The organism is Nocardia yamanashiensis NBRC 100130, from assembly GCF_001613325.1.
In the GTDB taxonomy this organism is placed as follows: Bacteria; Actinomycetota; Actinomycetes; order Mycobacteriales; family Mycobacteriaceae; genus Nocardia; species Nocardia yamanashiensis.
In genome coordinates this window covers 13,725-40,625 of record NZ_BDCD01000018.1, presented here as the reverse complement: position 1 = coordinate 40,625, position 26,901 = coordinate 13,725, and the positions used below count along the sequence as shown (strand labels likewise).

Sequence of the window (26,901 nt, the reverse complement as noted above, 5' to 3'; positions counted from 1 at the left end):
GCGGTGCTCTCGGTATTCGTCATATCGCTATCAGTCCTCGGAGTTGTAAGCCAGATTGATCAAGTCGTCGAGATCGAGTTCGTCGATGGACTCGTCGGCGCTGGGCGCTGTCGTCTCGATGTGCGCTGCCGTCTCGTCCGGGCGTTCCTGCACCAGTTGCATGAGCGCGTCCAGCAGTCCGGCCTCGCGGAGCCGGGACAGCGAAATCGACTGGAGCGCGTCGCGAATCTCGTCCTCGGACGCCGCCGCGGGCGCCTCGGGGTGGTCTTCGAAGGTGAACTCCCCGGCCAGGTATTCGGCCAGCACCCCCGGTGACGGGTAGTCGAAGACCAGCGTCGCGGGCAAAGGCAGGCCGGTGGCGGCCTTGAGGGCGTTGCGGAATTCGATGGCGGTGATCGAATCGAAGCCCAGCTCGTTGAACGCCCGGTCGGCCGCGATGGCCTTCGCGTTCTGATGCCCCAGCACCGTGGCCACCTGGTCGCGAACCAAATCGACGAGCACGCCGAGACGTTCGCTCTCGGGAGTCTCGGCCAGTCGCGCATGTAGTGCGGCCGGGGCGGCCGACACCGGGCGCGCAGGCACGAGCCCCGACAACAGCGCCGTCGCGAACCCCGCGCCACGCAGTCCCTGCCGGTCGAGCCGGGCGAGAACCGGTGCCGCCGTGCCAATTCCGGAGACGGCGTCGAACAGCGCCAAACCCTGCTCCGCCGACAACGGCAGCAGCCCCGAACGTGTCATACGCTGCCGCTCGACCTCACCGAGCCCGTCGCCCATACCGCCGTCGCCGCTCCACAACCCCCACACCAGCGACTGCCCGCTGCGCCCGGAGGCCCGGCGGTGCGCCGCCACCGCATCCAGGCAGGCATTGGCCGCGGCATAGTTGCCCTGCCCCGGACTGCCCAGCGTCCCGGCCACCGAGCTGAACAACACGAACGCCTTCAGCGGCAGCTCGGCGGTCAACTCGTGCAGATGCAGGGCCGCATCCACCTTGGGGCGCAACACCGTATCCATCCGCTCCGGAGTCAACGCGGTAATAGCGCCGTCGTCGAGCACACCGGCCGTGTGGAACACACCGGTGAGCGGACGACTCGCGGGGATACCGGACAGCACCTCGGCGAGTGCGGTCCGATCAGCGACATCGCAAGCGACGAAGTCGATTTCGGCACCGGCATCCCGCAGCTCGGCCGCCAGCTCACCAGCGCCCGGCGCCGACTCGCCACGCCGACTCAGCAACAGCAGATGCCGCACACCACGGGTGCGCACCAGATGCCGAGCGAACAATCCACCCAGGAAACCACTCGCGCCGGTGATGACCACGGTCTCGTCCGGACCGAAGACAACGCCCGGGCTCGATGTGGTCGCCGCTCGGACCAGTCGCGCGCTGTGGACTCGTCCACCGCGCACAGCCACCTGCGGCTCCCCGGAGGCCAGGATCCCGCCCAACAGTCCGGCGACATCGGAATCGCTGTCCACCAGAATGATTCGCCCCGCACCCTCCGCCTGGGCGGACCGAACCAGGCCGCCCACCGCGGCACCGGCAAGGTTCGTGATGTCCTCACCGGCAATGGAAACCGCACCGCTGGTCCGAATCACCAGCGCCGCCCGACTGAATCGCGGATCCGTGATCCAGGTTCGAAGCACGTGCAGCACAGCATGAGTCGCGGCACGAACAGCGCCGGGATCATTCCCCGCCGGTGCATCCAGCACCACGGCGGCCGGAACCTCTCCACCGAGAGCGGCTGGAACCTCGCCACTGGGAGCGGTCGGAACCTCGTGGCCGGGTGCGGCCGGAACCTCGCCATCGAGCTCCGTCCACGATACGGCGCGTATTTCGCTGTCGGACAGCGCCATCGGTGACCATTCGACCCGATACAGCGCGTTGTCGACGGTGGAGGTGAGCGCTGCGAGTTGTGTGGGGTCGATTGGCCGGGCGGCCAGTCGGTGCACTGTTGCCACCGGAGTGCCGGTCGGATCCGTGAGGTTTACTCGGACCGTGCGGTTGCCGGTGCGGGTTGCGTGTACGCGCAGTGCTGCGGCTCCGGGCGTGTGGACGGTGACGCCGGACCATTCGAACGGCAGGGCTGGGCCGGAGCCGTCGGGGGTGGAGTCGCTGATGAGCAGGGCGTGGAGGGCGGAGTCCAGTAGTGCGGGGTGGAGTCCGTATGTTGTCGCTTCCCGGGGGTCGGGGAGTGCGACTTCGGCGAAGACCTCGTCGCCGCGCTGCCAGGCCGCGCGCAGACCTTGGAAGGCGGGTCCGTACTCGTATCCGTTGGCGCGTAGGCCGTTGTAGACGTCGTCGATCGGTAGGGGTTGTGCCCCGTGCGGGGGCCATGCGGTGAGGTCGGCTCGGGGGGTTTCGGGGTCGGTGGTCGCGTCGGCGGTGAGGGTGCCTTCGGCGTGCAGCGTCCACGATTCCGCTGAGTCGGTCTCGCTTTCCGGGGCGGAGTAGATCCGTACCGGGCGTTGGCCTGGCTCGTCGGCGGCGCCGACGACGCTGCGTACCGCGACGCCGCCGGTTTCCGGCGGTACCAGCGGGGCGTGCAGGACGAAGTCCGTCAGCGTCGGGAGGTTCACCCGGCTGGCGGCTTGCAGCGCGAACTCGACCAGGCCCGCGCCGGGGAACAGCACGGTGCCGAGCACGGCGTGGTCGGCCAGCCAGGGGTGTGTCCGGACCGACAGGCGGCCGGTGAGGATCACGCCGCCGGTGTCCGGCTGTGCGATCACCGTGGGTACCAGCGGGTGCCCGGTGGTGGCGAGGCCCAGTGAGCGGGCATCGCCCGTGCCGGTGGAGTCCTCGGGGACCCAATACCGTTGCCGCTGGAAGGCGTAGGTGGGCAGGGGGATGCGGCGGGCACCGGTGCCGCTGTACAGCGCGGCCCAATCTAGGTCCGCGCCGGAGACGAACAATCGGGCCGCACCGCTCGACACCGATGCGGCGTCGGCTTTGCCGCGGCGCGCCAGGGGGACCACCGTGGCGGCCGGGTGCGCGCTGTCGAGGGTTTGCGTGATCATCGGGGTCAATACCGCGTCGGGGCCGATCTCGGCGAACCGGGAAACCCCGGAATCCGCTATTGCGGCAACGGCGTCCGCGAAACGCACCGTGTCCCGGACCTGACCGGTCCAGTACGACGGATCGCGCATCTCGTCGCCGACCCGTGCACCCGCCACGGTCGATACCAGGGCGATGCTCGGCCGTTCGAACGTCAAACCCTCGATCGTCGTGGCGAATTCGGCCAGCATCGGTTCCATCAGTGCCGAATGGAAGGCGTGTGACACCCGCAAACGAGTGGTGCGCCAACCCTTCTCGGTGCAGTTGTCGGCCACGGCCTGGACCGCGTCGCTGGCGCCGGCGATCACCACTGATGACGGACCGTTCACCGCCGCCACGGACACCTCGCCCGAAAGCAGCGGCAGCACAGCGGTTTCGGCGGTGCCGATCGCGACCATCGCCCCACCGGCGGGCAGGGCCTGCATCAACCGGCCGCGTGCGGCCACCAGCACGCACGCGTCGGTCAGCGACAACACTCCGGCCACATGCGCCGCGGCGATCTCGCCGATGGAATGACCGGCCACCACATCGGCACGCAGGCCCCAGGATTCGAGCAGCCGGAACAAGGCGACCTCGAACGCGAACAACCCGGCCTGCGCGAACACCGTCCGGTCGACGAGGTCCTCGGAGGTCAATGCCGCATCCAGCGAAGCCGGCTGTGCCAGTAGCGGATCCAGTTCCGCCACGATGGTGTCGAAATGGTCCGCGAACACCGGATACGCCTTGCGCAACTCGGTCGCCATCCCGGCCCATTGCGCGCCCTGCCCCGAGAACACCAGCGCCGTCGAGCCCGCCACCGCGCGACCCGCCACCACACCGGTCGTGCCCGCAGCGGTCGCATCGGCGCTCGCGGCCAAGGCGTGTACGGCGGCCGTCAGTTCCGCGCGTCCCTCGGCCAGCACGACGGCCCGATGGGTGAACACGCTGCGCGTGGACGCCAGCGAGAAGCCGATATCGATCGGATCGTGCGCTGCCACCGGCGATTCCGGATCATTCAGCTGCGCGGACAGCCGGGCGGCCTGCCCGGCCAGTGCCGCGCCGCTGCGCGCCGAGAGCACCCACGGCAGCAGCCCGCCCGCCGGAAGCACCGGCGCCGCAACCTGTTCCGCCGCGGGAGCCTGTTCGATGATGACGTGCGCATTGGTGCCGCTGATGCCGAACGATGACACGCCCGCGCGCCGGGCCCGGCCGACCTCCGGCCACGGCACCGCCTCGGTCAGCAATCGCACATTGCCCTCGGTCCAATCGACCTTGGTGCTGGGCTGATCCGCGTGCAGCGTGCGCGGCAGCAGCCCGTGCCGCATGGCCATCACCATCTTGATGACGCCGCCCACACCCGCCGCCGCCTGCGCGTGACCGATATTCGACTTCAGCGAACCCAGCCACAGCGGCCGGTCCGCGGCGCGTTCCTGTCCGTAGGTGGCGAGCAGCGCTTGCGCTTCGATCGGATCGCCCAGCGTCGTTCCGGTGCCGTGTGCTTCGACCGCGTCGACGTCGACGGGTGCCAGACCGGCATTGGCCAGGGCTTGGCGGATCACCCGCCGCTGCGACGGACCGTTCGGCGCGGCCAGGCCGTTCGACGCACCGTCTTGATTCACCGCCGACCCGGCGATGACCGCCAGCACTTCGTGCCCGTTGCGGCGGGCGTCGGACAATCGCTCCAGCACCAGCACGCCGACGCCTTCGGCCCAGCCCACCCCGTCGGCGGTGTCGGAGAACGACTTACACCGTCCGTCCGGCGACAATCCGCGCTGGCGGCCGAACTCCAGGAACATATCCGGCGTCCCCATGACCGCGGCGCCACCGGCCAGCGCCAGATCGCATTCGCCCGAGCGCAGCGACTGCCCGGCCAGATGCAGGGCCACCAGCGACGACGAGCACGCCGTGTCCACGGTGACCGACGGCCCCTCCAGACCGAACACATACGACACCCGGCCCGAGACCAGACTGCCCGCGGCCCCGCTGCCGGTCCCGGTGGCCTGCGCGTAGTCGTGATACATCAGTCCGGTGAACACGCCGGTCGAACTGCCGCGCAGCGCCGCCGGATCCAGTCCGGCGCGTTCGACGGCCTCCCACGAGACCTCCAGCAGCAACCGCTGCTGGGGGTCCATCATGGTGGCCTCGTTCGGGCTGATCCCGAAGAAGTCGGCATCGAATTCGGCCGCGGAGTACAGGAATCCGCCACTGCGCGTATAGGTCTTGCCCGCCTTGCCGGGTTCGGGATCGTAGATGCCCTCGAGGTCCCAGCCGCGATCGACCGGCATGGCCCCGACGGTGTCGCCGCCCTCGACGACGAGCCGCCACAGGTCTTCCGGCGAGGCGACCCCGCCCGGATAACGACAGGCCATGGCCACCACGGCGATCGGCTCGTCGTCGGCGCGGACCCGGCGCACCGCGCGCTCCGCCACGGCGGCGGTGCCGGTGAGTTGCGTGCCGATGAATTCGGCGACGGCCTGCGGGGTCGGGTAATCGAAGATCAGCGTGGCCGGTAGTTGCAGCCCGGTCGCGGTATTGAGCTTGTTGCGGAATTCGATGGCGCTCAACGAGTCGAACCCGAGCTGCTGGAAGGCCTGCTGCGGTGCGACGGCGTCGGCGGTGGCGTGGCCGAGGATCCCGGCCGCCACGGTGCGGACGAAATCGACCAGCGCGGCGGCGCGGTCGGCGTCCGGGAGTCCCGCCAGCTTGTGCAGCAGGGCCTGACCCGCCGGGGTCCGGTTGACGCGGCGCGCCGGCGCCGGGACGAGTCCGCGCACCAGGGCCGGAATCTGCTCGCCCCGGGTGCGCAGCACCGCCGGATCGATTCGCAGCGCGACCGTTTGCGGGTGCCCGGCGGCCACCGCCGCGTCGAACAGCGCCAGACCGTCGGACTCGGACAGCGGCGGGAAGCCCAGTCGGCGCATCCGGTCGAAGTCGTCCTCGGACAGTTCCGCGCCGAGCCCGCTCGATCGCTCCCACATGCCGTAGTCGAGCGCGGTCGCGGGCAATCCCAGGGCATGCCGATGCGCGGCGAGCGCGTCCAGGAAGACGTTCGCCGCAGCGTAATTCGCCTGACCCGCGGCCAGTACCAAACCGCCCGCTGAGGACAGCAGCACGAACAACGACAGCGGCCTGTCCCGGGTGAGTTCGTGCAGATGCCACGCGGTATCCGCCTTCGGGCGGAACACGGTGTCGATGCGATCCGCCGACATCGACGCGATCAGGCCGTTGTCGGCGACGCCCGCCGCGTGCACCACGCCCACCAGCGGATGCTCGTCGGGGATGCCCGCCAGCACAGCCGTCAGCGCCGCCCGATCCGACACGTCGCAGGCCGCCACGGTGACCTCGGCGCCGAGCTCGGCGAGTTCGGCACGCAAGGCGGCGGCGCCGGGAGCGTCCAGGCCGCGCCGGGAGGTCAGCAGGAGCCGGCGCACACCGTGTTCGGTCACCAGATGCCGGGCGATGACCGCGCCCAGACCGCCGGTGCCGCCGGTCACCAGTACCGTGCCGGGCTCGATCGGCTGGTTCGGCTCGGCGGTCGTGCTCGGTGTCCGGCGGGTCAACCGCGGCACCAGTACGGTCGCGCCGCGCAACGCGGCTTCGGGTTCCCCGGCGATGGCAGCCAGGACGTCCGCGGCGACCGCGCCGCCGTCGCGCTCCACATCCAATAGCTGGAAGCGACCGGGGTTTTCGGCCTGCGCGGCACGCAGGAGACCCCATACCGGCGCTTGATCCAGGGCGATGGTGTCGGAATCGCGCACTGCCACAGCCTGTTCGGTGACGATCACCAAACGTGAGGTGGCGAAACGAGGTTCAGCCAGCCACCGCTGAACGGTGTCCAGCACACCTCCCAGCACCTGCCGCGCCGCATCTGCCGGGGAGCCGTCGTGACGCGGGCATTCGAACAGCACGAGATCGGGAACCACCGAATTCTCGGCCGCGTCCAGCTCGGTGAGCAAGGCCGCGAGGTCACGGCCGGTATCGAGCCTCTCGATGCGGTCCGGTTCGGCCTGCTCCGAGGAACCCGGTGCCGCAACCCATTCCACAGTGAACAAGGCGTCCGGCACGCGGTCGGCCGTCAGGCGTTCGACCGGCACCGGGCGAGACACCAACGCGCCCACCGACACGACGGGCCGGCCCTGCTCGTCGGCGATTTGCACGGCGAAGTCGTCGCCCACGGGCACGCTGCGCACCCGCACGGTGGCCGCTCCGGCCGAGTGCACCACCACTCGGTTCCAGGCGAACGGCAATACCGCCTCACCGGCCTTGCGGCCGTGCAGGATCCCGGCGTGCAGGGCCGCGTCGAACAGTGCGGGATGGATACCGAAGCCGTCGGTGTCCCGGGGATCGGGCAGCGCGACCTCGGCGAACAATTCGTCGCCGCGCTGCCATGCCGCCCGCAGCCCCTGGAAGAACGGGCCGTACCCGTATCCGAGTGCCAGCAGATCGTCATAAGCGCCGTCGACGTCCAGCGGCTGCGCGCCGGCCGGAGGCCAGGTGGAAAGGTCGAAATCGGCTGTTGCGTTAGGAGTTTCCGGGTCCACGGCGAGGCTGCCCTCGGCGTGCAGCAGCCACGGACCCTCGGCATCCGCACGGGAATGCACGCGCAGCCGCCGGCGGCCGGTGTCGTCCGCGTCGGCCACCACGACCTGTACCGCGACGCTGCCCGTGGCGGGCAGGGTCAGCGGGGTGTGCAGGACGAGTTCCTCGACCACGTCGCAGCCCAGCAGGCCGCCGACGTGGGCGGCCAGTTCGACGAATCCGGTACCCGGCAGCAGCACCGTGCCGTGCACGCTGTGGTCGGCGAGCCATTCCACCGAGTCCAGGGACCAGCGGCCGGTGAAGCTCACCTGACCCGAATCCGGATGCGGCACAACGGCGCCCAGCAGCGGGTGCTGCACCGTGTCGAGTCCGGCGTCGGTCACGCCGCCCAGTTCGGCGCCCATCCACGATTGCGCGAGCAGTTTGCGGGCGTCGAGCCAGTACCGCTCGCGCTGGAAGGCATAGGTGGGCAGGTCGATTCGCCGCGCGGCGGTACCGGCGTAGAACCCGGCCCAGTCCACCGCGGCACCGGACACGAACAGTCCGGCCACACCGGTCAGCAGGGTGGCGGCATCGGCGCGATTGCGCCGTACCAGCGCCACCGCGCCCGTGGTGAGCTGGCCGACCATCGGGGTGAGTACCGCGTCGGGGCCGACCTCGGCGAACCGCGATACGCCCGAATCCGCCATCGTGGCAACGGCATCGGCGAAGCGCACCGTGTCGCGGACCTGATCGACCCAGTACCGCGGATCGGTCATCTCGTCGGTGACCAGCGCACCGGTCACCGTCGACACCAGTGGAATCAGCGGCTCGGCGAAGGTCAAATCTGCTATCGCAGCGGCGAATTCGGCCAGCATGGGTTCCATCAGCGCCGAGTGGAAGGCGTGCGAGACCCGCAGGCGATGGGTGCGCCAGCCACGTTCGGCACACGCTTCGATGACCGCGAGAACCTCGTCCTCGACACCGGAGAGCACCACCGCCGATGGTCCGTTCACCGCGGCGATCGCGACCCCCGTGGTCAGCAGGGGCGTCACGTCGGCCTGTGCCGCACCGACGGCGACCATCGCGCCGCCGCCGGGCAGGGCTTGCATCAACCGGCCGCGCGCGGCCACCAGCACACACGCGTCGGCCAGGGACAACACCCCTGACACGTGCGCGGCGGCCACCTCGCCGATCGAGTGGCCCGCGACCACATCGGCACGCACGCCCCACGATTCGAGCAATCGGTACAGCGCGACCTCGAAGGCGAACAACCCGGCCTGGGCGTACACCGTCCGATCCACGAGTTCCTCGGAGGCCAGCGCGACGCTCAGCGCATCCGGCTGCCCCAGCAGCGGCTCGAGCTCGGCGACGATCGCGTCGAAGTGCGCGGCGAACACCGGATATGCCGAGCGCAATTCGCTCGCCATCCCGGCCCACTGCGCGCCCTGACCGGAGAACACCAGTCCGGTCGATCCCGGAACCACACGCCCGGACACCACATCCGGGTACGGCGCGCCCGCGGCGAGCGCCCGGGTCCCCGACAACAGCGCACTTCGGTTGTCCCCGAGGACCACCGCGCGATGCTCGAAGACGCCGCGCGTGGAAGCCAGCGAGAGACCGGCGTCCGCCGGATCCAGCTCCTGTTCGGTCACGGCCGCGACCAGCCGTGCGGCCTGATCGGCGAGCGCCGCATCGCTGCGCGCCGACACCACCCATGGCAGCACCCGGGCGGCCGGAGCGTCCGCGAGAGCCGGAAGGTCCGCGTCGCTGTTTGGCGTCCGAACCGGTTCCGCCGCTGCCTCTTCGATGACGACGTGGGCATTGGTGCCGCTGATGCCGAAGGATGACACCCCGGCGCGGCGCGGCCGGTCGATCCGCGGCCACGCCACCGGTTCGGTCAGCAATTCGACCTGCCCCGCGGACCAATCCACCTTGCTCGACGGCCGATCCACGTGCAGCGTGCGCGGCAGCAGCCCGTGCCGCATGGCCATCACCATCTTGATGACGCCGCCCACGCCCGCCGCGGCCTGCGCGTGCCCGATATTGGATTTCAGCGAGCCCAGCCACAGCGGCCGGTCCGCGGCGCGTTCCTGCCCGTAGGTGTCGAGCAGCGCTTGGGCCTCGATCGGATCGCCCAGCGTGGTGCCGGTGCCGTGTGCCTCCACCACGTCGACCTCGCCCGGCGCGACCCGCGCGTTCGCGAGCGCCTGCCGGATCACCCGCCGCTGCGAGGGGCCGTTGGGCGCGGTCAGACCATTGGACGCGCCGTCCTGGTTCACCGCCGAGCCGGCGATCACCGCGAGCACTTCGTGCCCGTTGCGCCGGGCGTCGGACAAGCGCTCCAGCACCAGCACGCCGGCGCCCTCGGACCACGCCACCCCGTCGGCGGCATCGGCGAACGACTTGCTCCGCCCGTCCGGAGCCAGCCCCTTCTGGCGACTGAATTCGACGAAAACTTCGGGTGTGGCCATCACGGCCACACCGCCCGCGAGGGCCAGATCGGACTCGCCCGAACGGAGGGACTGCCCGGCCAGGTGCATGGCCACCAGCGACGACGAGCACGCCGTGTCCACGGTGACCGACGGGCCTTCCAGCCCGAGCACATACGAAACCCGCCCGGAGGCAATGGATCCCGAGTTCGCGTTGGCCGGGTAGTCGTGATACATCATGCCCGCGAACACGCCGGTGGCACTGCCCCGCAGCGTCGCCGGATCGATGCCCGCGCGTTCGAGGGCCTCCCACGACGTCTCCAGCAGCAGGAACTGCTGCGGGTCCATCGTCGCCGCTTCGTTCGGGCTGATGCCGAAGAACGCGGGATCGAATTCGCCCGCGGTATGCAGGAATCCGCCTTCGCGGGTGTAGGTGGTGCCCGGCCGCTCGCCGGTGGGATCGTAGATCCGCTCGGTGTCCCATCCGCGATTGCCCGGGAACCGCGAGGTCGCGTCGACGCCGTCGAAGACCAGGGTCCACAGGTCCTCGGGCGAGGTGACGCCGCCCGGGTACCGGCATGCCATGCCGACGATCGCGATCGGTTCGTCGGCAACGACTTTCGCGGTGACCGCGGTATCGTTCGCGACGCCCGTCAGCTTGTCGGCCAGATGTTCGGCGAGCGCCTGCGGGGTGGGGTAGTCGAAGATGACCGCGGCGGGCAGCGACAGCCCGGTGACGGTCTTGAGACGGTTGCGCAGTTCGACGGCGCTCAGCGAGTCGAAACCCAGGTCCTGGAAGGTGCGGCCGGGCTCGAGCGCGGAACCGCCGTCGGTGCCGCGCACCGCCGCGATCTGGGTGCGCAGGGTCTCGAAGACCAGCTGCCGCTGCCGTTCCAGGTCCAGGCTCGAAAGGCGCTGCCGCAGACCGGAAACCGGCGCGGCAGTAACCGCGCGGCGACGGGCCGCGGGCGCCAGTTCGCGCAGTACGGCGGGGAGCAGCCCGGTTTCGGCGCTGTCGCGCAGGGCTGCGGTGTCGAGGGTCGCGATCACCGTGTGCGGGGCGTTCCGCCGCAGGGCCGCGGCCCAGCCGGTCAGTGCCTGCTCGTCGGTGAGCGCGGCGAATCCGCCGCGGTTCAGCCGCGCCACATCGGAGGTCTGCAGGTGCGCGGTCATGCCGCGCGAACGGGCCCACGGACCCCACGCCAGCGATAGGCCGGCCAGCCCGCGGGCCCGGCGCTGGGCCGCCAGCGCGTCCAGGAAGGTGTTCGCGGCCGCGTAATTGCCCTGCCCGGGGCCGCCGAGGGTGCCCGATACCGACGAGAACATCACGAACGCGGCCAGATTCAGGTCCGCGGTCGCCTCGTGCAGGTACCAGGCGGCATCGGCCTTCGGCGCCAGTACCGTGTTCATCCGCTGCGGGGTCAGAGACGCGATGGTCCCGTCGTCGAGCACACCGGCGGCGTGGATGACACCGGTCAGGGGGCGCTCGGCCGGTACGGCGGCGATCAGGTCGGTGACCGCCGCGGCGTCCGCGACGTCACAGGCCGCGACCGTCACGTGGGCGCCCAGTTGCTCGAGCTCGGCGCGCAGGGCGGCCGCTCCCGCGGCCTCGGGGCCGCTGCGGCTGACCAGCAGCAACGACCGCACGCCGTGTTCGGCCACCACGTGCCGGGCCAGCACCGCGCCCAAACCGCCGGTGCCGCCGGTGATCAGCACGGTTCCCGTGCCGAACCCCGCCTCGCCGCCGTCCGTGTGCTCGGGTGCGGGCCGGACGAGGCGAGCGGTGTGGGTGATGCCGCCGCGCACGACCACCTGCGGTTCGCCCACCGCCACGACGGCGGCCGCGAGCTGCGCATCGATGCGGGAGTCGGTGTCCACCAGGATGATCCGGCCCGGCTCCTCGGCCTGGGCGGCGCGCACTAAACCCCACACCGCCGCGCCGGGAAGGTCGGTGGGCTCCTCGCCGGGCAGGGCGACCGCGCCGCGGGTGGCGATCAGCAGCGTGCTCGCCGTGAACCGTTCCTGGGCCAGCGCTTCCTGCAATACCGTGAGGACGCGGGCGATTTCGTCGTGGGTGGCTGCCACCACACCGGTGTCGCCGGTGTCGTTCCATCCGGTGCCGGCTTCGACGAGCACCACCGGCGGCAGTTCCGCCGTTTCGTCCAGCTCGTCCCAGCCGCCCAGCTCGGGCGCGGGGAGCTGCGTCGTATCGTCTGTCCCGCTCGAGCGGTCCGGGGACCACACGAGTTCGAGGACCGGATCGTTCGCGCCGCCCGTCGTGGTCGCGACGAGCTGTTCGAGTGGCATCGGCCGGGCCGCAACCGATCCCGACAGGACCGGCTGCCCGTATTCGTCGGTCACGAGCACCGACACCGAGGATCCGGCCGGGGTCAGCCGCACCCGCAGCACGGCGGCTTCCGTGGCATGCAGTTCGACGGCGTCCCACGCGAACGGCAAGGCAACCTGACCGGCCGGGACGGTGAACAGCGACTCCGATTGTCCTGCAAAGCCTTCGGACGCACCGGCCAGGTAGCCGGCGTGCAGGGCGGCGTCCAGCAGCGCCGGATGGATGCCGAAACCTTCGGCGCGCACCCCGGTGTCCGCATCGGCAGAGATCTCGGCGAACACCTCGTCGCCGCGCTGCCACAGCGCCCGCACTCCCTGGAAGGCCGGACCGTACTCGTAACCACGGGCGAACAGGTTCGAATACGCTGCGGCGACCTCGATTTCGGTCGCACCGCTCGGCGGCCACGCCTCGGTGGCGGCTTCGGCCGCACCGTCGGCGACGGTCAGCGCGCCCCTCGCATGCAACACCCAGGCGTCGTCATCGTCGTTCTCGCCCCGGGAGTAGACGGCGACCGGCCGTTGCTCCGGCTCGGGCGCGCCGACGACGACCTGGATCTGCACCCCGCCCGTCGCCGGCAGCAGCAGCGGCGCCTGCAGGGTCAGCTCCTCGAGCACCGGGCAGCCGACCTCGATGCCGGCGCGCAGCACCAGCTCCGCGAAACCGGTGCCCGGAAACAGTGCCGCGCCGCCGATCACGTGATCGGCGAGCCACGGCTGGGCCGCGATCGAGAGCCGGCCGGTCAGCAGGACCTCGCCCGATTCCGGCGCCGACAGCACCGCGCCCAGCAGCGGATGCTGGACCGCGCCCAGACCCGCGGCTTCCACCCCGGCATTGCCGCCGACCGGGTCGACCCAGTAGCGGCGGCGCTGGAACGCGTAGGTGGGCAACGGGACTCGCGCCACCGGGCGTCCGGTGTACAGCGCCGTCCATTCGACCTCGACGCCGACGGCGTGCGCCTGCGCGAGACAGGTCACGAACTGTTCGACCTCGGCCCGCCCGCGCCGGGCTCCGGCCAGTACCGCCGCCTGTGCTTCGATCGGCTCCGGCAGGCACTGCCGGGTCATCGCGGTCAGCACCGCGTCGGGGCCGATCTCCAGGAATCGGCGCATGCCCGCGGCGACCAAAGTGTCCACGCCGCGGGCGAATCGAACCGCCTCGCGTACCTGCCGGACCCAGTAGCCGGGGTCGAGTACCTCGTCACCGGCCAGTTGCCCGGAAAGGTTCGACACCAGCGGAACGTTCGGGCGGTGGTAGGTCAAAGACCCGGCGACGGTGGCGAATTCGGCCAGCATCGGGTCCATCAGGTGGGAATGGAACGCATGCGACACCCGCAGTCGCGAGGTCTGCCAGCCGCGCTCGGCGCACCGCTGCGCGAGCGCGGTCACGGCGTCCGCGTCGCCCGAGACCACTACGGCCGTCGGCGAATTCACGGCGGCGATACTCAGCGCCGCGTCGGCGAGCAGCGGGGCGACCGCGTCCTCGCTCGCCGCGATGGCGAGCATCGCGCCCCCGGCGGGCAACCGCCCCATGAGCCGGCCGCGCGCCGCGACCAGGCGGCACGCGTCCGGCAGCGACCACACCCCGGCGAGATGCGCGGCGGCCAGCTCGCCGATCGAATGCCCGATCAGCGCGTCCGGCGTCACGCCGAAGGATTCGAGCAGCCGGTACAGCGCGACTTCGTAGGCGAACAACGCGGGCTGGGTGAACTCGGTCCGGTGCAGCGCCTCGGCGTCCTCGGGACCGTCGCCGGCCGCCCGGCCGGTGAACATCAGCTGCCGCAGCGAGACGCCCAGCAGCGGGTCGAACTGCGCGCAGAGCTCGTCCAGCGCGGCCGCGAACACCGGAAACGCCTCGTACAGTTCGCGACCCATGCCCGCGCGCTGCGCGCCCTGTCCGGTGCACAGGAAGGCGGTCTTGCGCGTCACCGCCCGGCCGGTGACGACCTCGCTCACCGGGCGGTGCTCGGCGGGCTCGGTGCCGTGCTCGGCGAGCGCCGTCAGTCCGGCCAGCATGGCGTCGCGGTCGCCCGCCACCACCGTGCCCCGCCATTCCATCTGCGTGCGTCCGGTGACCAGTGAATAGGCGATATCGCCGGCCGTCAGGTGCGGGCGTTCACGCACCCACGCCAGCAGTTTGGCCGCCTGCGCGCGCACGCCCTCCTCGGTCTTCGAAGAGAGCGGCAGCGCGGCGAGCTCGGTGACGACAGCGGTGTCATCCGCGGCCACCGCCGCGGTCTCGGCGGCGGCATCCGCACCGGTCCCGTTCGCCGGAGCGGCCGCGGGCTCCACCGGGGCGGGCGCCTCTTCCAGAATCACGTGCGTATTGGTGCCGCTGGCGCCGAAGGACGACACACCGGCCCGCCGCACCCGCTCGCCCGCCGGCCACGGCTCAGCCGCCGTCAGCAGCCGCACCGTGCCCGCGGACCAGTCCACATGCGGTGTCGGGGTATCGGCATGCAGTGTGGCGGGCAGCGTTTCGTGCCGCATGGCCTGCACCATCTTGATCACGCCGCCGACACCGGCCGCCGCGGAGGTGTGCCCGATATTCGATTTGAGCGATCCGATGCGCAGCGGCTCGCCGACGCGATCGCGACCGTAGGTGGCGATCAAGGCCCGCGCCTCGATCGGGTCGCCGAGCTGGGTGCCGGTGCCGTGCGCCTCGACCGCGTCGATATCGGCGGGCGTCAGACCGGCATTGGCGAGCGCCTGCGCGATCACCTTCTCCTGCGCCGGGCCGTTCGGCGCGGTCAGCCGGCTGCTGGTGCCGTCCTGGTTCACGGCGGTGCCGCGCACCACCGCGAGGATGGGGTGGCCGTTGCGGCGCGCGTCGGAGAGCCGTTCGACCACGAGCATGCCGAGACCATCGGAGAATCCGGTCCCGTCGGCTCCGGCCCCGAACGCCCGGCACCGGCCGTCCGGCGACAGCGCGCGCTGCCGGGCGAAGCTGATGAGCTGGGCCGGATCCGACATCACGGTGACGCCGCCGACCAGGGCCAGCGACGTCTCGCCCTGGCGCAGCGCCTGGCAGGCCAGATGCAGGGCGACCAGCGACGACGAGCACGCGGTGTCCACCGACAGCGCCGGGCCCTTGAAACCGAGGCTGAACGACACCCGCCCGGACAGGATGCTGGCCGAAACGCCCGGGTGCGCATTGCCTTCGGATTCGGCGCTGTGCCCGGGCGCGCCGACGCGGCGGCCGTAGTCGAAGTGGATCACGCCCGCGTAGACGCCGGTGTCGCTGTCCCGCAGCGACACCGGATCGATGCCGGCGTTCTCCAGCGCCTCCCAGGACGCTTCGAGGAACAGCCGCTGCTGTGGATCCATCGCCTCCGCGGTGCGCGGGCCGAGACCGAAGAAGCCGGCGTCGAAATCGCCTGCCGCGTCGAGGAATCCGCCCTCCCGGGCGTAGACGGTGCCGGGCACGTCCGGGTCGGCGTCGAACAGCCGCTCCAGATCCCAGCCGCGGTCGGTGGGGAACGGGCCGATGGCGTCCGTCCCGGCGGCGACCAGATCCCACAACCCGTCCGGGGTGTCGACGCCGCCCGGGTACCGGCAGCTCATCCCGACGATCGCGATCGGCTCCCCGGCCTGTTCCTCCAGCTGCGCAATGCGCTTGTTGGCGGTGCGCAGGTCCCCGGTGACCTTCCGCAGATACCGGCTGAGGCGTTCCTCGTTGCTGCCGCTCGGATTGCTCACGCTGGCATTGCTCATGCTGGGCCGAACTCCTCGTCGATCAGATTAAAAAGTTCATCGTCGGAATGGGATTCGAGGTCGTCGTAAACGCCGTCGGACCACGCGTCACCCAGGTGGGCGTGCAGCCGGTCGGCGAGACCCCGCAGCGCCGCGATGGTCTCGTCGGTATTGCCCCCGACGGCGATGATCCGCTCGACCATGGCCTCGAGCTGTGCGACCTCGGGCGCGGCCGCCGCGACCGGCACGGCCGGGGTGGGCGCCGCGGCCGGTGCGGGCGTCTCCGCCAGCGCCTGCTCCAGCAGGTAGCCCGCCAGATCCCAGGCGGTGGGGTAGTCGAAGACCAGCGTCGAGGGCAGCGACAGCCCCGTCAGCTTCGAGAGCCGGTTGCGGAATTCCACGCCGCCGAGCGAATCGAAGCCCAGTTCGTCGAAGCCGCGATCGGGACCGATGTCGTCGAGCGACTCGTAACCCAGCACCGTGGCCGCGTGTTCGCGCACCAGGTCCAGCACCACGCCGCGGCGCTTGGCCTCGGGCACCCCGTGCAATCGCTCCCCGAGCGTCGGTCCGTCGCTCACCTTGGCGGGGGTCCGGCCGCCCGCGCGCGCGAAGCCGCGCAGTACCGCGGGCAGCGATCCGGTGTGCGCTTCGACGCGGAGCTTGTCGGTGTCGAGGTGCAGCAGCGCCGGTACCGGCTCCGCGGTGGTCAGGGCGGCGTCGAACAGGCGCAGTCCGTCCTCGTGATCCAGCGGCGTCAGGCCCAGCCGGTCCAGCCGGCTCATGGCGGCATGATCCAGCGCGCCGGTCATGCCGAGGTCCGGTCGCCACGGACCCCACGCGAGCGCGAGCCCCGGCAGTCCCTCGGCCCGGCGGCGCAGTGCGAGGGCGTCCAGGAAGCCGTTGGCGGCAACGTAATTCGCCTGTCCCGCCGAACCGATCAGGCCCGCGATCGAGGAGAACATGACGAACGCCGACAGGTTCAGCTCCCGGGTCAGCTCGTGCAGGTGCCAGGCCGCCTCGGCCTTCGGCGCGAACACCCGGTCGATCCGGTCGGTGGTGAGGCCGTCGAAGGTGCTGTCCGCGAGCACGCCCGCGGCGTGCACGACGCCGGTGAGCGGATGCTCGTCCGGCAGGGAGGCGAGCAGCGCCCGCAGGGCGTCGCGGTCGGTGACATCGCAGGCGGCGATGCGTACCTGCGCGCCGTAGCCGGACAGCTCCGCCGCGAGTTCCGTTGCGCCGTCGGCCTGTTCACCGCGCCGCGAGACCAGCAGCAGCTGATCGACGCCGTGTGCGGTGACCAGGTGCCGGGCCAGCAGCGCACCCAGTCCGCCGGTTCCGCCGGTGATCAGTACGGTCCCGGCGCCGAAGGAGATCGGTTCACCCGCAGTCGATGTCAGTGGCTCGAGGCGTGGCGCCAGGACGCGGTCGCCTCGGACCGTCACCTGTGGCTCGTGCGCCGAGAGCGCGGCTTGAATCAGATCGGCCGAAAGGTGTTGCGTACCAGCGGATCGATCCAGGTCGAGGAGGACGACCCGGTCCGGGTACTCGGCCTGCGCGCTGCGAATCAGCCCCGAGACGGCGGCCGCCGCCGGATCCGGTGCCGAATCGGGCAGGGTCGCCGCGCCTTCGGTCACGACGACCAGCTGTGCCCGGCCGAACCGCTGGTCGGTCAGCCAGTTTCGGACCAGATCCCATGCGGCATGTACGCGAGCACGCGCGGATTGCGCCGAATCACTGTGTGGTCCGGTGGCTTCCGTCCAGACCACGACGTCCGGCACGGTCGGGGCCGCGGCCAGCGTCGCCAGATCCGGGTAGCGCTCCTCGATCCCGGCGACGACCGCCGTGCCGAGTACGGCCGCGCTCCCGAGCACGGCGGCGTCCGGTGTTTCGACCGGCGCCCACCGCAGTCCGTACCGGCCCGCGCCGCCGCCCGACAGCGTGGCGCGGAACTGGTCGACGTCGTAGGAACGCATGACGACCTCGTCGATGGACACCACCGGGTTGCCGTCCTGGTCCACGGCCACCACGGCGATGGCCTCGCTGCTGCGCCGCACCGCCATCACCCGCATGGAGGTGATCGGGGCGGCGGTGTGGAATTGCGTGGCGCCCCAGCGGAACAGCAGTTTGCCCTCGGTGGGGTTGCTGTCGAGATCCGACCAGATCAAGCTGACCAGCCCGGCGTGCATGACCATGTCGAACAGGCCCGGATGCATTTGGAAGCCGTCGCCGGGCGTCTCCGCGTTCAGGGTGATCTCGGAGAACGACGTGTCACCGTCGTGCCAGGCGGCGTCGATGCCGCGGAACGACGGCCCGTACGCCAGCCCCGCGACCCGTGTCGCATGCTCCGGAATCCATTCGGTGTCGACCGCTTCGGCGCCGACCGGCGGCCACGTCGTGCTGCGCAGCATCTCCATCAGGCCGAGGTCGATCAGCTGCCGTCCGCTCAGTACGCCGCTGGCATTGCGCGCCCACTCGCCGCCGGGGAGGCGGTAGTGGAAGGTGAAGGACCGGCGTCCCGCCGCATCGGGTTCCCGCACCAGCACCTGGAGTTCGACCGCGCCGTCCGCGGGCGGCAGGATTGGCCGCTCGAGGATGAGTTCGTCCACGACCTCGCAGCCGATGCGCCGACCCGCCACCAGCAGCATTTCCATGAGCGCGGCACTGGGGACGACGACCACGCCGTAGGTGGTGTGGTCGGTGATCCACGGGTGGGTGGGCAGCGAGAACCGGCCGGTGAACAGCCACTCGTCGCGATCGGCCACCCGCACCACATCGGTGAGCAGCGGGTGTTCCGAGGCGTCGGGCCGCCGCTGCGCCAGGCCGGGTTCGAGCCAGTAGCGCTGATGCTGGAAGGCATAGGTGGGCAGGGTGATTCGCGGTGCGGGGCGGTCGCCGAACAGTGGCGTCCAGTCGACGGCCACGCCCGCGGTGTGGGCCTGCGCGAGCAGCGTCACGAATTGCCCGGCCTCGTCGTGGTCCCGGCGCGTCGCCGCCGCGACCATCGTGCGCGACTCGAGCTCGGCGGGCAGGGTCTGGCGGGTCATCGCCGCCAGGACGGCGTCCGGGCCGATTTCCAGGAAGCGGCGCACCCCGGCGGCCAGCAGCGCCCGCACGCCGGGTGCGTAACGCACCGCGCCGCGCACCTGCGCCACCCAGTAGCCGGGCTTCAGGATCTCGTCACCGGCGATCTCGCCGGAGACATTGGATACCAGGGGAATTCGCGGGGCATGGTAGGTGACGCCGGCGGCGACGGCCTCGAACTCGCCCAGCATGGGGTCCATGAGATGCGAATGGAAGGCGTGCGACACCCGCAGCCGATTCGTCCGGCGGCCCTGTTCGGTGAACCGCCGGTCGAGCAGGTCCACGGCAGCGGCGTCACCGGAGATCACCACGGCGGCAGGGGAGTTCACCGCCGCGATCGAGATCCGATCACCGAACTCGGCGATCGCGGCGGCGACGTCGTCCTCGGGTGCGGCGACCGCGAGCATCGCACCGCCCTCGGGCAGTGCGTCCATCAACCGGCCGCGGGCCGCGACCAGTGCGCAGGCGTCCGCCAGGGACCACACGCCCGCCAGGTACGCCGCGGTCAGCTCGCCGATCGAATGGCCCACCAGGACATCGGGTGTCACGCCGAAGGACTCCAGCAGCCGATGCAGCGCCACCTCGAACGCGAACAGCGCGGGCTGGGTGAAGCGGGTGCGATCGATCAGCTCACCGGTGAACATCACCTCCCGCAGCGAACCTCCGAGCAGCGGATCGAACTGCGCGCACACCTCGTCCAGCGCGGCGGCGAAGACGGGGAAGGCCGCGGCGAGTTCCGCGCCCATTCCGGCCCGCTGTGCGCCCTGACCGGTGCACAGGAAGGCGGTCTTCCCGGCGATCACGGTGCCGGAAACCACTCCGGCAGTGGAGGTTCCGGCGGCAAATTGGGTCAGCCGGGCCAGCAACTCGTCGCGGTCGCCGCCCAGGATCGCCGCCCGTGTCTCGTGGTGGGCGCGGGTGGTGGCGAGGGCGTGCGCGATCTGCTCCGGATCGGCGTCGGGATGTTCGGTCAGCCACCGCTGGAGTTTCGCCGCCTGCGCCCGCAGCGCGGTCTCGTTCTTGGCCGACAGCAGCCAGTGCACCGTCCGGAGTGGCCGGTCATCGGCTGCCGCCGGAACGATCTGGCGCGGCGCCTCTTCGATGATGGCGTGCGCGTTGGTGCCGCTCACACCGAACGACGACACCCCGGCGCGGCGCGGCCGGTCACCGGCGGGCCACGGGTGCGGCTCGGTCAGCAGCGCGACGTCGGCGGTCCAGTCCACGTGCGGACTCGGTGCGTCGACATGCAGTGTGCGGGGCAGGGTTTCGTGCCGCAGCGCCTGCACCATCTTGATGACGCCGCCGACGCCCGCGGCGGCCACGGTGTGACCGATATTGGATTTGAGCGAGCCGATCCGCAGCGGACGCTCCGCGCGGTCGCGACCGTAGACCGCCATCAGCGCCTGTGCCTCGATCGGATCGCCCAGCGGGGTACCGGTGCCGTGCGCTTCGACCGCGTCGACATCCGACGGCGACAGCCCGGCATTCGCCAGCGCCGCCGTGATCACGCGCTCCTGCGACGGGCCGTTCGGCGCGGTCAGCCCATTGCTGGCCCCGTCGGAGTTGATCGCCGTGCCCCGCACCAGCGCCAGGATGTGGTGCCCCAGTCGTTTCGCGTCCGAGAGCCGTTCGAGCACCAGCACTCCGACGCCTTCGGAGAAGGCGACGCCGTCGGCCGCCGCGGCGAACGCCTTGCAGCGGCCGTCGGGCGAGAGTCCGCGCTGTCGCGCGAAATCGACGGACAGATACGGGCTGGCCGCGACCGTCACACCGCTCGCCATTACCAGGGAGCTCTCCCCGTTGCGCAGGGCCTGGGCGGCCAGGTGCAGCGAGACCAGCGAGGAGGAGCAGGCGGTGTCCACGGTGAGCGTCGGGCCCTCCAGCCCCAGCGCGTAGGCCACCCGCCCGGACATCACGCTGCCGGTGGTCCCGGTGAGCCGATAGCCTTCGAGATCACCGCCCACCAGGTCGACGTAACCGGAGGCGCCCGCGCCGACGAACACCCCGGTGTCGGTGCCCCGCAACGAGTTCGGGTCGATGCCGGCGTCTTCCAGGGCCTCCCAGGACGTTTCGAGGAGCAGGCGCTGCTGCGGGTCCATGGCGGAGGCTTCCCGGGGACCGATCCCGAAGAAGGCCGGATCGAAATCACCGGCCCGGTCGAGGAATCCGGCGCGCCGCGCGTAGACGGTGCCGGGCTTATCCGGATTCGCGTCGAACAGCCGCTCCAGATCCCAGCCGCGATCGGCCGGGAAGTCACCGGTCGCGTCGATCCCGGCGGCGACGAGATCCCAGAGCTGATCGGGTGTTTCGACACCGCCGGGGAAGCGGCACGCCATGCCGACGATGGCGATCGGCTCGTCGGCCCGGACCCGGGTCGCCGCCTTCTTCACGGGTTCGGCGGTCGCGGGTTCGATGCGGGACAGCACCAGCTTCGCCACCGCCGCCGGGGTCGGATGATCGAACACCAGCGTCGACGGCAATTGCAGACCGGTGGCCTTCCCCAGCCGGTTGCGGAACTCCACGCCGCCGAGCGAGTCGAAACCGATCTCGTCGAAGCGCTGATCCGACCGGATGTCGGCCGCGGAGTCGTGCCCCAGGACCGCCGCGGCCGCCGTCAGCACGGTCTCGAGCACCAGGTCGCCGCGCCGGGCCGCCGGCACTTCGGCCAGGCGGGCAGCGAGCGTCCCCGCCGCCGCGGCGGCCGGTGCGGTGGTACGCGCCCGGCGGGGGAGGAATCCGCGCAGCACCTCGGGCACTTCGGATTCGGCGCCGGTGCGCAGGGCGGCGGCGTCGAAGCGGATCGGCGACAACCGTGCCGAGCCGTGCGCGCGGGCCGCGTCGAAGAGGCGCAGGCCGTCGGTGTCGGCGAGTGGGGTCAGCCCCAGTCGTTCCCAGCGCGCCAGTGCGCCGCGATCCAGTCCGCCGGTCATCCCGCCGGACTGATTCCACGGACCCCACGCCAGCGCGGTCGCCGCCAGACCGGCGTCCCGACGGCGCTGGGCCAGGGCGTCCAGCGCGGCATTGGCCGCGGCGTAGTTCGCCTGGCCCGAGGTGCCCAGGACGGCCGCGATCGAGGAGAACAGCACGAAGGACCGGACGTCCCGGTCCCGGGTGAGTTCGTCCAAATGCCATGCGCCGTCGACCTTCGGCGCGAACACGCGATCGAGCTGGGCGCCGGTCAGTGCCGCGACGGTGCCGTCCTCGAGCACGCCGGCGGTGTGCACCACGGCGATCGGAGCGTCACCGAGGCCGGCCAGCAGCTCGCGCACCGCGTCACGGTCGGCGACATCGCAGGCGACGATCCGGGCGCGGGCGCCCAGCCGCGCCAGCTCCGCCACCAGGTCGTCGGCTCCCGGTGCGTCCGGGCCACGGCGTGAGGTCAGAACCAGTTCGCGCACACCGTATTCGGTGGCCAGGTGCCGGGCGAACAGCGCGCCGAGGCCGCCGGTGCCGCCGGTGATCAGCGCCGTCGCCCCGTCGAGCGACGCCGCATCGGCGACGGGTTTCCCGGTGGCGCTGCTCGTTTCGACCGCAAGCCGGAGCCGAGGGACCAGCACGCGCTCGCCGCGCAGCGCGACCTGGGTTGCGCCCGTAGCCAGTACGGCGGCGATCCGCTCGGCGGTCGCGGGTGCGGCCGGATCCTCGTCGATCAGTACGAATCGATCGGGATGCTCCGATTGCGCACTGCGCAGCAATCCCCAGACCGCCGCCGCCGACGGATCGAGAGGCTCCCCGGGGAGACCGGCTCCGCCCGAAGTCACCACCACCAGCCGGGTGGCGGCCAATTGTTGCGCTGCGAGCCAGGAGCGCACCAGCTCCAAGGTCGAGTGCACGCGTGCGCGAATCACGGGGGCCGCGCCGGAATCCGCTGCGGCCGTGCCCGATACGGCGCGCCAGACCACCGCCCCGGGGAGATCGGGGGTCGCGACCAGGTCGTGGACCGATGCGTATCGCTTCTCGAAATCCGCTGCCGTGCCGGGTGTTTCCGTCTCGGTGAGCAGTGCGAGAGTTGGTGCGGACCCGGCGACCATGGCGCTCGGATCCTCCTCCCAGCGCACCTCGTACAGCGCGGCGTCGTCGCCCGCCAGCGCACCCCGGAATTCCTTGACGTCGTACGGCCGCATCACCACGGCGTCCACCGAGACGACGGGATTGCCTTCGCTGTCGACGGCCGCGACCGCCACCGCCTCCGGCCCCTGCGTGACCGCGATGACCCGCAACGCGGACACCTCGGCGGGCTTGGCGCCCGCGTCCGCGTCCGCGGCCTGGTGGAATCGTGCCCCGGCCCAGCGGAACAGCAGTTTGCCGGTATTCGGATCGGGGTTGCCGTCCCGCCAGATCAGGCGCGAGAACGCGGCGTGCATCACCATGTCGAGCAGCGCGGGATGCAGGGTGTGGCGGACCGGATTCGAGGCCGCGGCGGTGAGATCCGGGTTCAGCGCGATCTCGGAGAAGACGGCGTCGTCGCGCTCCCACACCTGCCGCACCCCGAGGAATGCCGGACCGTATTCCAGTCCCGCGTCCCGGGCGATCTGCGCGGGGAGACCGGCACTGTCGAAGGGTTCCGCGTCTGCGGGCGGCCACGATTCGGCCCGCAGGCGGGCGAGCGCTTCCGGCTCGGGCCCGGCGGAAACGGCGAGCGAACCCGTCGCGTTGTGGATCCACTCCTCGGAAGCCGCTGTGCGGAAATAGAATTCGAACGGGCGATGGCCGGTCGCGTCGGCGGCCTGCACCAGCACCTGGAGTTCGATCTCGTCGCCCTCGGACGGCACGATCGGCGCCTGCAGGGTGAGTTCCTCGACCGCCGCGCAACCGATCCGGCCACCGGCGACGAGCAGGAACTCGATCAGGGTGGCGCTCGGCAGCACCATCACGCCGTAGGACCGGTGGTCGGCGATCCACGGGTGCGTCGCCAGGGACAGCCGGCCGGTGAAGAGCCATTCGTCCGAGGCGGCCAAGCCGAGCACGCCGGTGAGGATCGGATGATCCGACAGGTCCGCCGCCGCACCGTGATCGGGGTCGAGCCAGTAGCGGCGACGCTGGAAGGCGTACTTGGGCAAGGCGAGGGTGCTCGTGCCGCGCCCGGCGAAGGCCGGGCGCCAGTCGACGCGCGCGCCGGTGACCTGGAGCTGCGCCAGGCCCGCGACGAACTGCGCGACCTCGCCGGACGACCGCCGCGCCAGGGCCACGGTGACCGGGCCGGCCGCGGGATCGCCGTTCTCGCCCAGGCATTCGCGGGTCATGGCGGTCAGGACCGCGTCGGGTCCGACCTCGACGAAGCGGCCGACCCCGTCGGCGCGCAGCGTGTCGATGGCGGGCGCGAAGCGGACGGTGGCGCGGACCTGCTGCACCCAGTACTCGGGGTCGGTCATCGCCGGACCGGCCGACTCCCCGGTGACGGTCGAGACGATCGGCAGGGTGGGCGCGCGGTAATCGAGTTTCTGTGCGAGCGAACGGAATTTGTCGAGCATCGGCGTCATCAGGGCCGAATGGAAGGCGTGGCTCACCCGCAGCCGCTTGGTCCGGACGCCCGTCGCGGCGAGTTCGCGTTCCAGGCCCTCGATCGCCTCGGTGTCGCCGGACAGCACCGTCGAGGCCGGACCGTTCTGCGCGGCGATCGACACTCGATCGGACACCGCCGCAATGAGTTCGGTTGCGCGGCCCGCGTCGATGGCCACCGCGAGCATGGCGCCGCCCGCGGGCAGCGCGCCCATCAGCCGGCCCCGGGCCGCCACCAGCGCGCAGGCGTGCGGCAGCGACAGCACGCCGGCGACGTGTGCCGCCGCCAGCTCGCCGATCGAGTGTCCGGCCAGCACATCCGGTGTGACACCGAAGGATTCCAGCAGTCGGAACAGCGCCACCTCGTAGGCGAACAGCGCGGGCTGCGTCCATTCGGTGCGGTCCAGCAGGCCGTCGGGGTCGGTGAACATCACCTCGCGCAGCGACCGTCCCAGGGCGCGATCCAGTACGGCGCACACCTCGTCCAGTGCGGCGGCGAAGACCGGATACGCGGCGTAGAGGTCCGCGCCCATCCCGGCGCGCTGCGCACCCTGACCGGTGAAAAGGAACGCGGTGGCGCCGGAAGTCGCTTTCGCCGCAACGGTATTCGTGCCGTCCGCGGCCAGGTCCGTCAAACCGGCGAGCAGTTCGTCCCGATCGCGGCCGGTGACCGCGCCGCGCCAATCGAGCAGCGCCCGCGAACTGGCCAGGGCGTGCGCCAGCTCGTGCGCGTCCACCTCGGGGCGCTCGAACAGCCACTGCCGCAACCGATCGGCCTGGGCACGCAGCGCGGCCTCGGATTTGGCCGAAACCACGAGCGCGACGCTGTCGGCGGTGACGCGCGGCGCGATCTCCGCCGCGGCAGGGGTCTCCGCCTCGGCCGCCGCGGGCACCACGGCCGGCGCTTCCTCGAGAATGAGATGCGCGTTCGTGCCGCTGGCGCCGAAGGAGGACACGCCCGCCCGGCGCACGCGTTCCCCGTGCGGCCAGGGCCGGCTGTCCTCGAGCAGCCGGACCGTACCGGCGGACCAATCCACGTGCGGCGTCGGCTCGTCCACGTGCAGCGTCTTCGGCAGCACGCCGTGGCGCATGGCCTGCACCATCTTGATCACGCCGCCGACGCCCGCCGCGGCCGAGGTGTGACCGATATTGGATTTCAGCGAGCCCAGATACAGCGGCTCGCCCGCCCGCCCCGCGCCGTAGACGCCGATGAGCGCCCGCGCCTCGATCGGATCGCCGAGCATGGTGCCGGTGCCGTGCGCCTCGACCGCGTCGATATCGGCGGGCTCCAGCCCGGCGCCCGCCAGGGCCTGGGCGATGACCCGCTCCTGGGACGGGCCGTTCGGCGCGGTGAGACCGTTGCTCGCACCGTCCTGGTTGACCGCGCTGCCGCGAATCACCGCCAGCACGTTATGGCCCGCGCGCTGGGCGTCCGAAAGTCGTTCCAGTACCAGCATTCCGAGGCCCTCGGAGAAGCCGGTGCCGTCGGCGGCGGCCGCGAACGCCTTGCACCGGGCGTCGCCGGACAGCGCCCGCTGCCGGGCGAAGGCGATCAGCAGCGACGGATCCGACATGACGGTGACGCCACCGGCCAGCGCCACGTCCGTATCGCCGGAACGCAGGGCCTGACAGGCCAGATGGATGGCCACCAGCGAGGACGAACACGCGGTGTCGACCGCGATCGCCGGACCGGTGAAGCCGAAGGTGTAGGCGATCCGCCCGGCCAGGACGCTATTGGAAACACCCAGGTAGGCATGGCCTTCGGTCTCCGCGCCGATGGTGGCGGAACCGATGCGCGGGCCGTAGTGCTGATGGATGACCCCGGCGAACACCCCGGTTTCGCTGCCGCGCAGCGAGATCGGGTCGATGCCGGCGTCCTCGAGGGCCTCCCAGGCCGCTTCCAGCATGAGCCGCTGCTGCGGGTCCATCGCCGCCGCCTCGCGCGGGCCGATGCCGAAGAAGGCGGCGTCGAAATCGCCGATCTCGTCGAGGAATCCGCCGTCGCGGGTGTAGATGGTGCCCGCCGCGTCGGGGTCCGGGTCGAACAGTCGCGCGAGGTCCCAGCCGCGATCGGCCGGATAGCCGCCGATGGCGTCGACGCCGTCCGCGGTCAGCTGCCACAGCTGCTCGGGCGAGCGCACGCCGCCCGGGTACCGGCACGACATGCCGACGATCGCGATGGGTTCGCGCATGCGGTCGGTGAGCGTGCGCAGCCGCTGTTTGGTGTCGTACAGCTCCTTGGCGGTCTTCTTGAGGTACCGGCGCAGTTCGTCGTCGTCAGCCATCAGTGCAACTCCTGGTCTGTCA

At 71.4% G+C, this 26,901-nt stretch carries 2 protein-coding genes; both read right to left on the bottom strand.

All coding sequences use genetic code 11. From position 1 onward, the window contains the following. Positions 1-30 precede the first annotated feature (30 nt). Positions 31-16,035, bottom strand: a complete 16,005-nt coding sequence (locus NY1_RS20360; protein ID WP_067715694.1) for a type I polyketide synthase — start codon at positions 16,033-16,035, stop codon at positions 31-33. Then, positions 16,032-26,879 (bottom strand): type I polyketide synthase, encoded by a 10,848-nt coding sequence (locus NY1_RS20355; RefSeq protein ID WP_067715691.1) that lies wholly within the window; start codon positions 26,877-26,879, stop codon positions 16,032-16,034. Before NY1_RS20355 ends, NY1_RS20360 begins: the two co-directional genes overlap by 4 nt. Positions 26,880-26,901: the final 22 nt, after the last annotated feature.

What these genes read in the sequence shown, in the direction of transcription:
- NY1_RS20360 (WP_067715694.1), bottom strand. Translation starts at nt 16,035, where the DNA reads ATGAGCAATGCCAGCGTGAGCAATCCGAGCGGCAGCAACGAGGAACGC.
- NY1_RS20355 (WP_067715691.1), bottom strand. Translation starts at nt 26,879, where the DNA reads ATGGCTGACGACGACGAACTGCGCCGGTACCTCAAGAAGACCGCCAAG.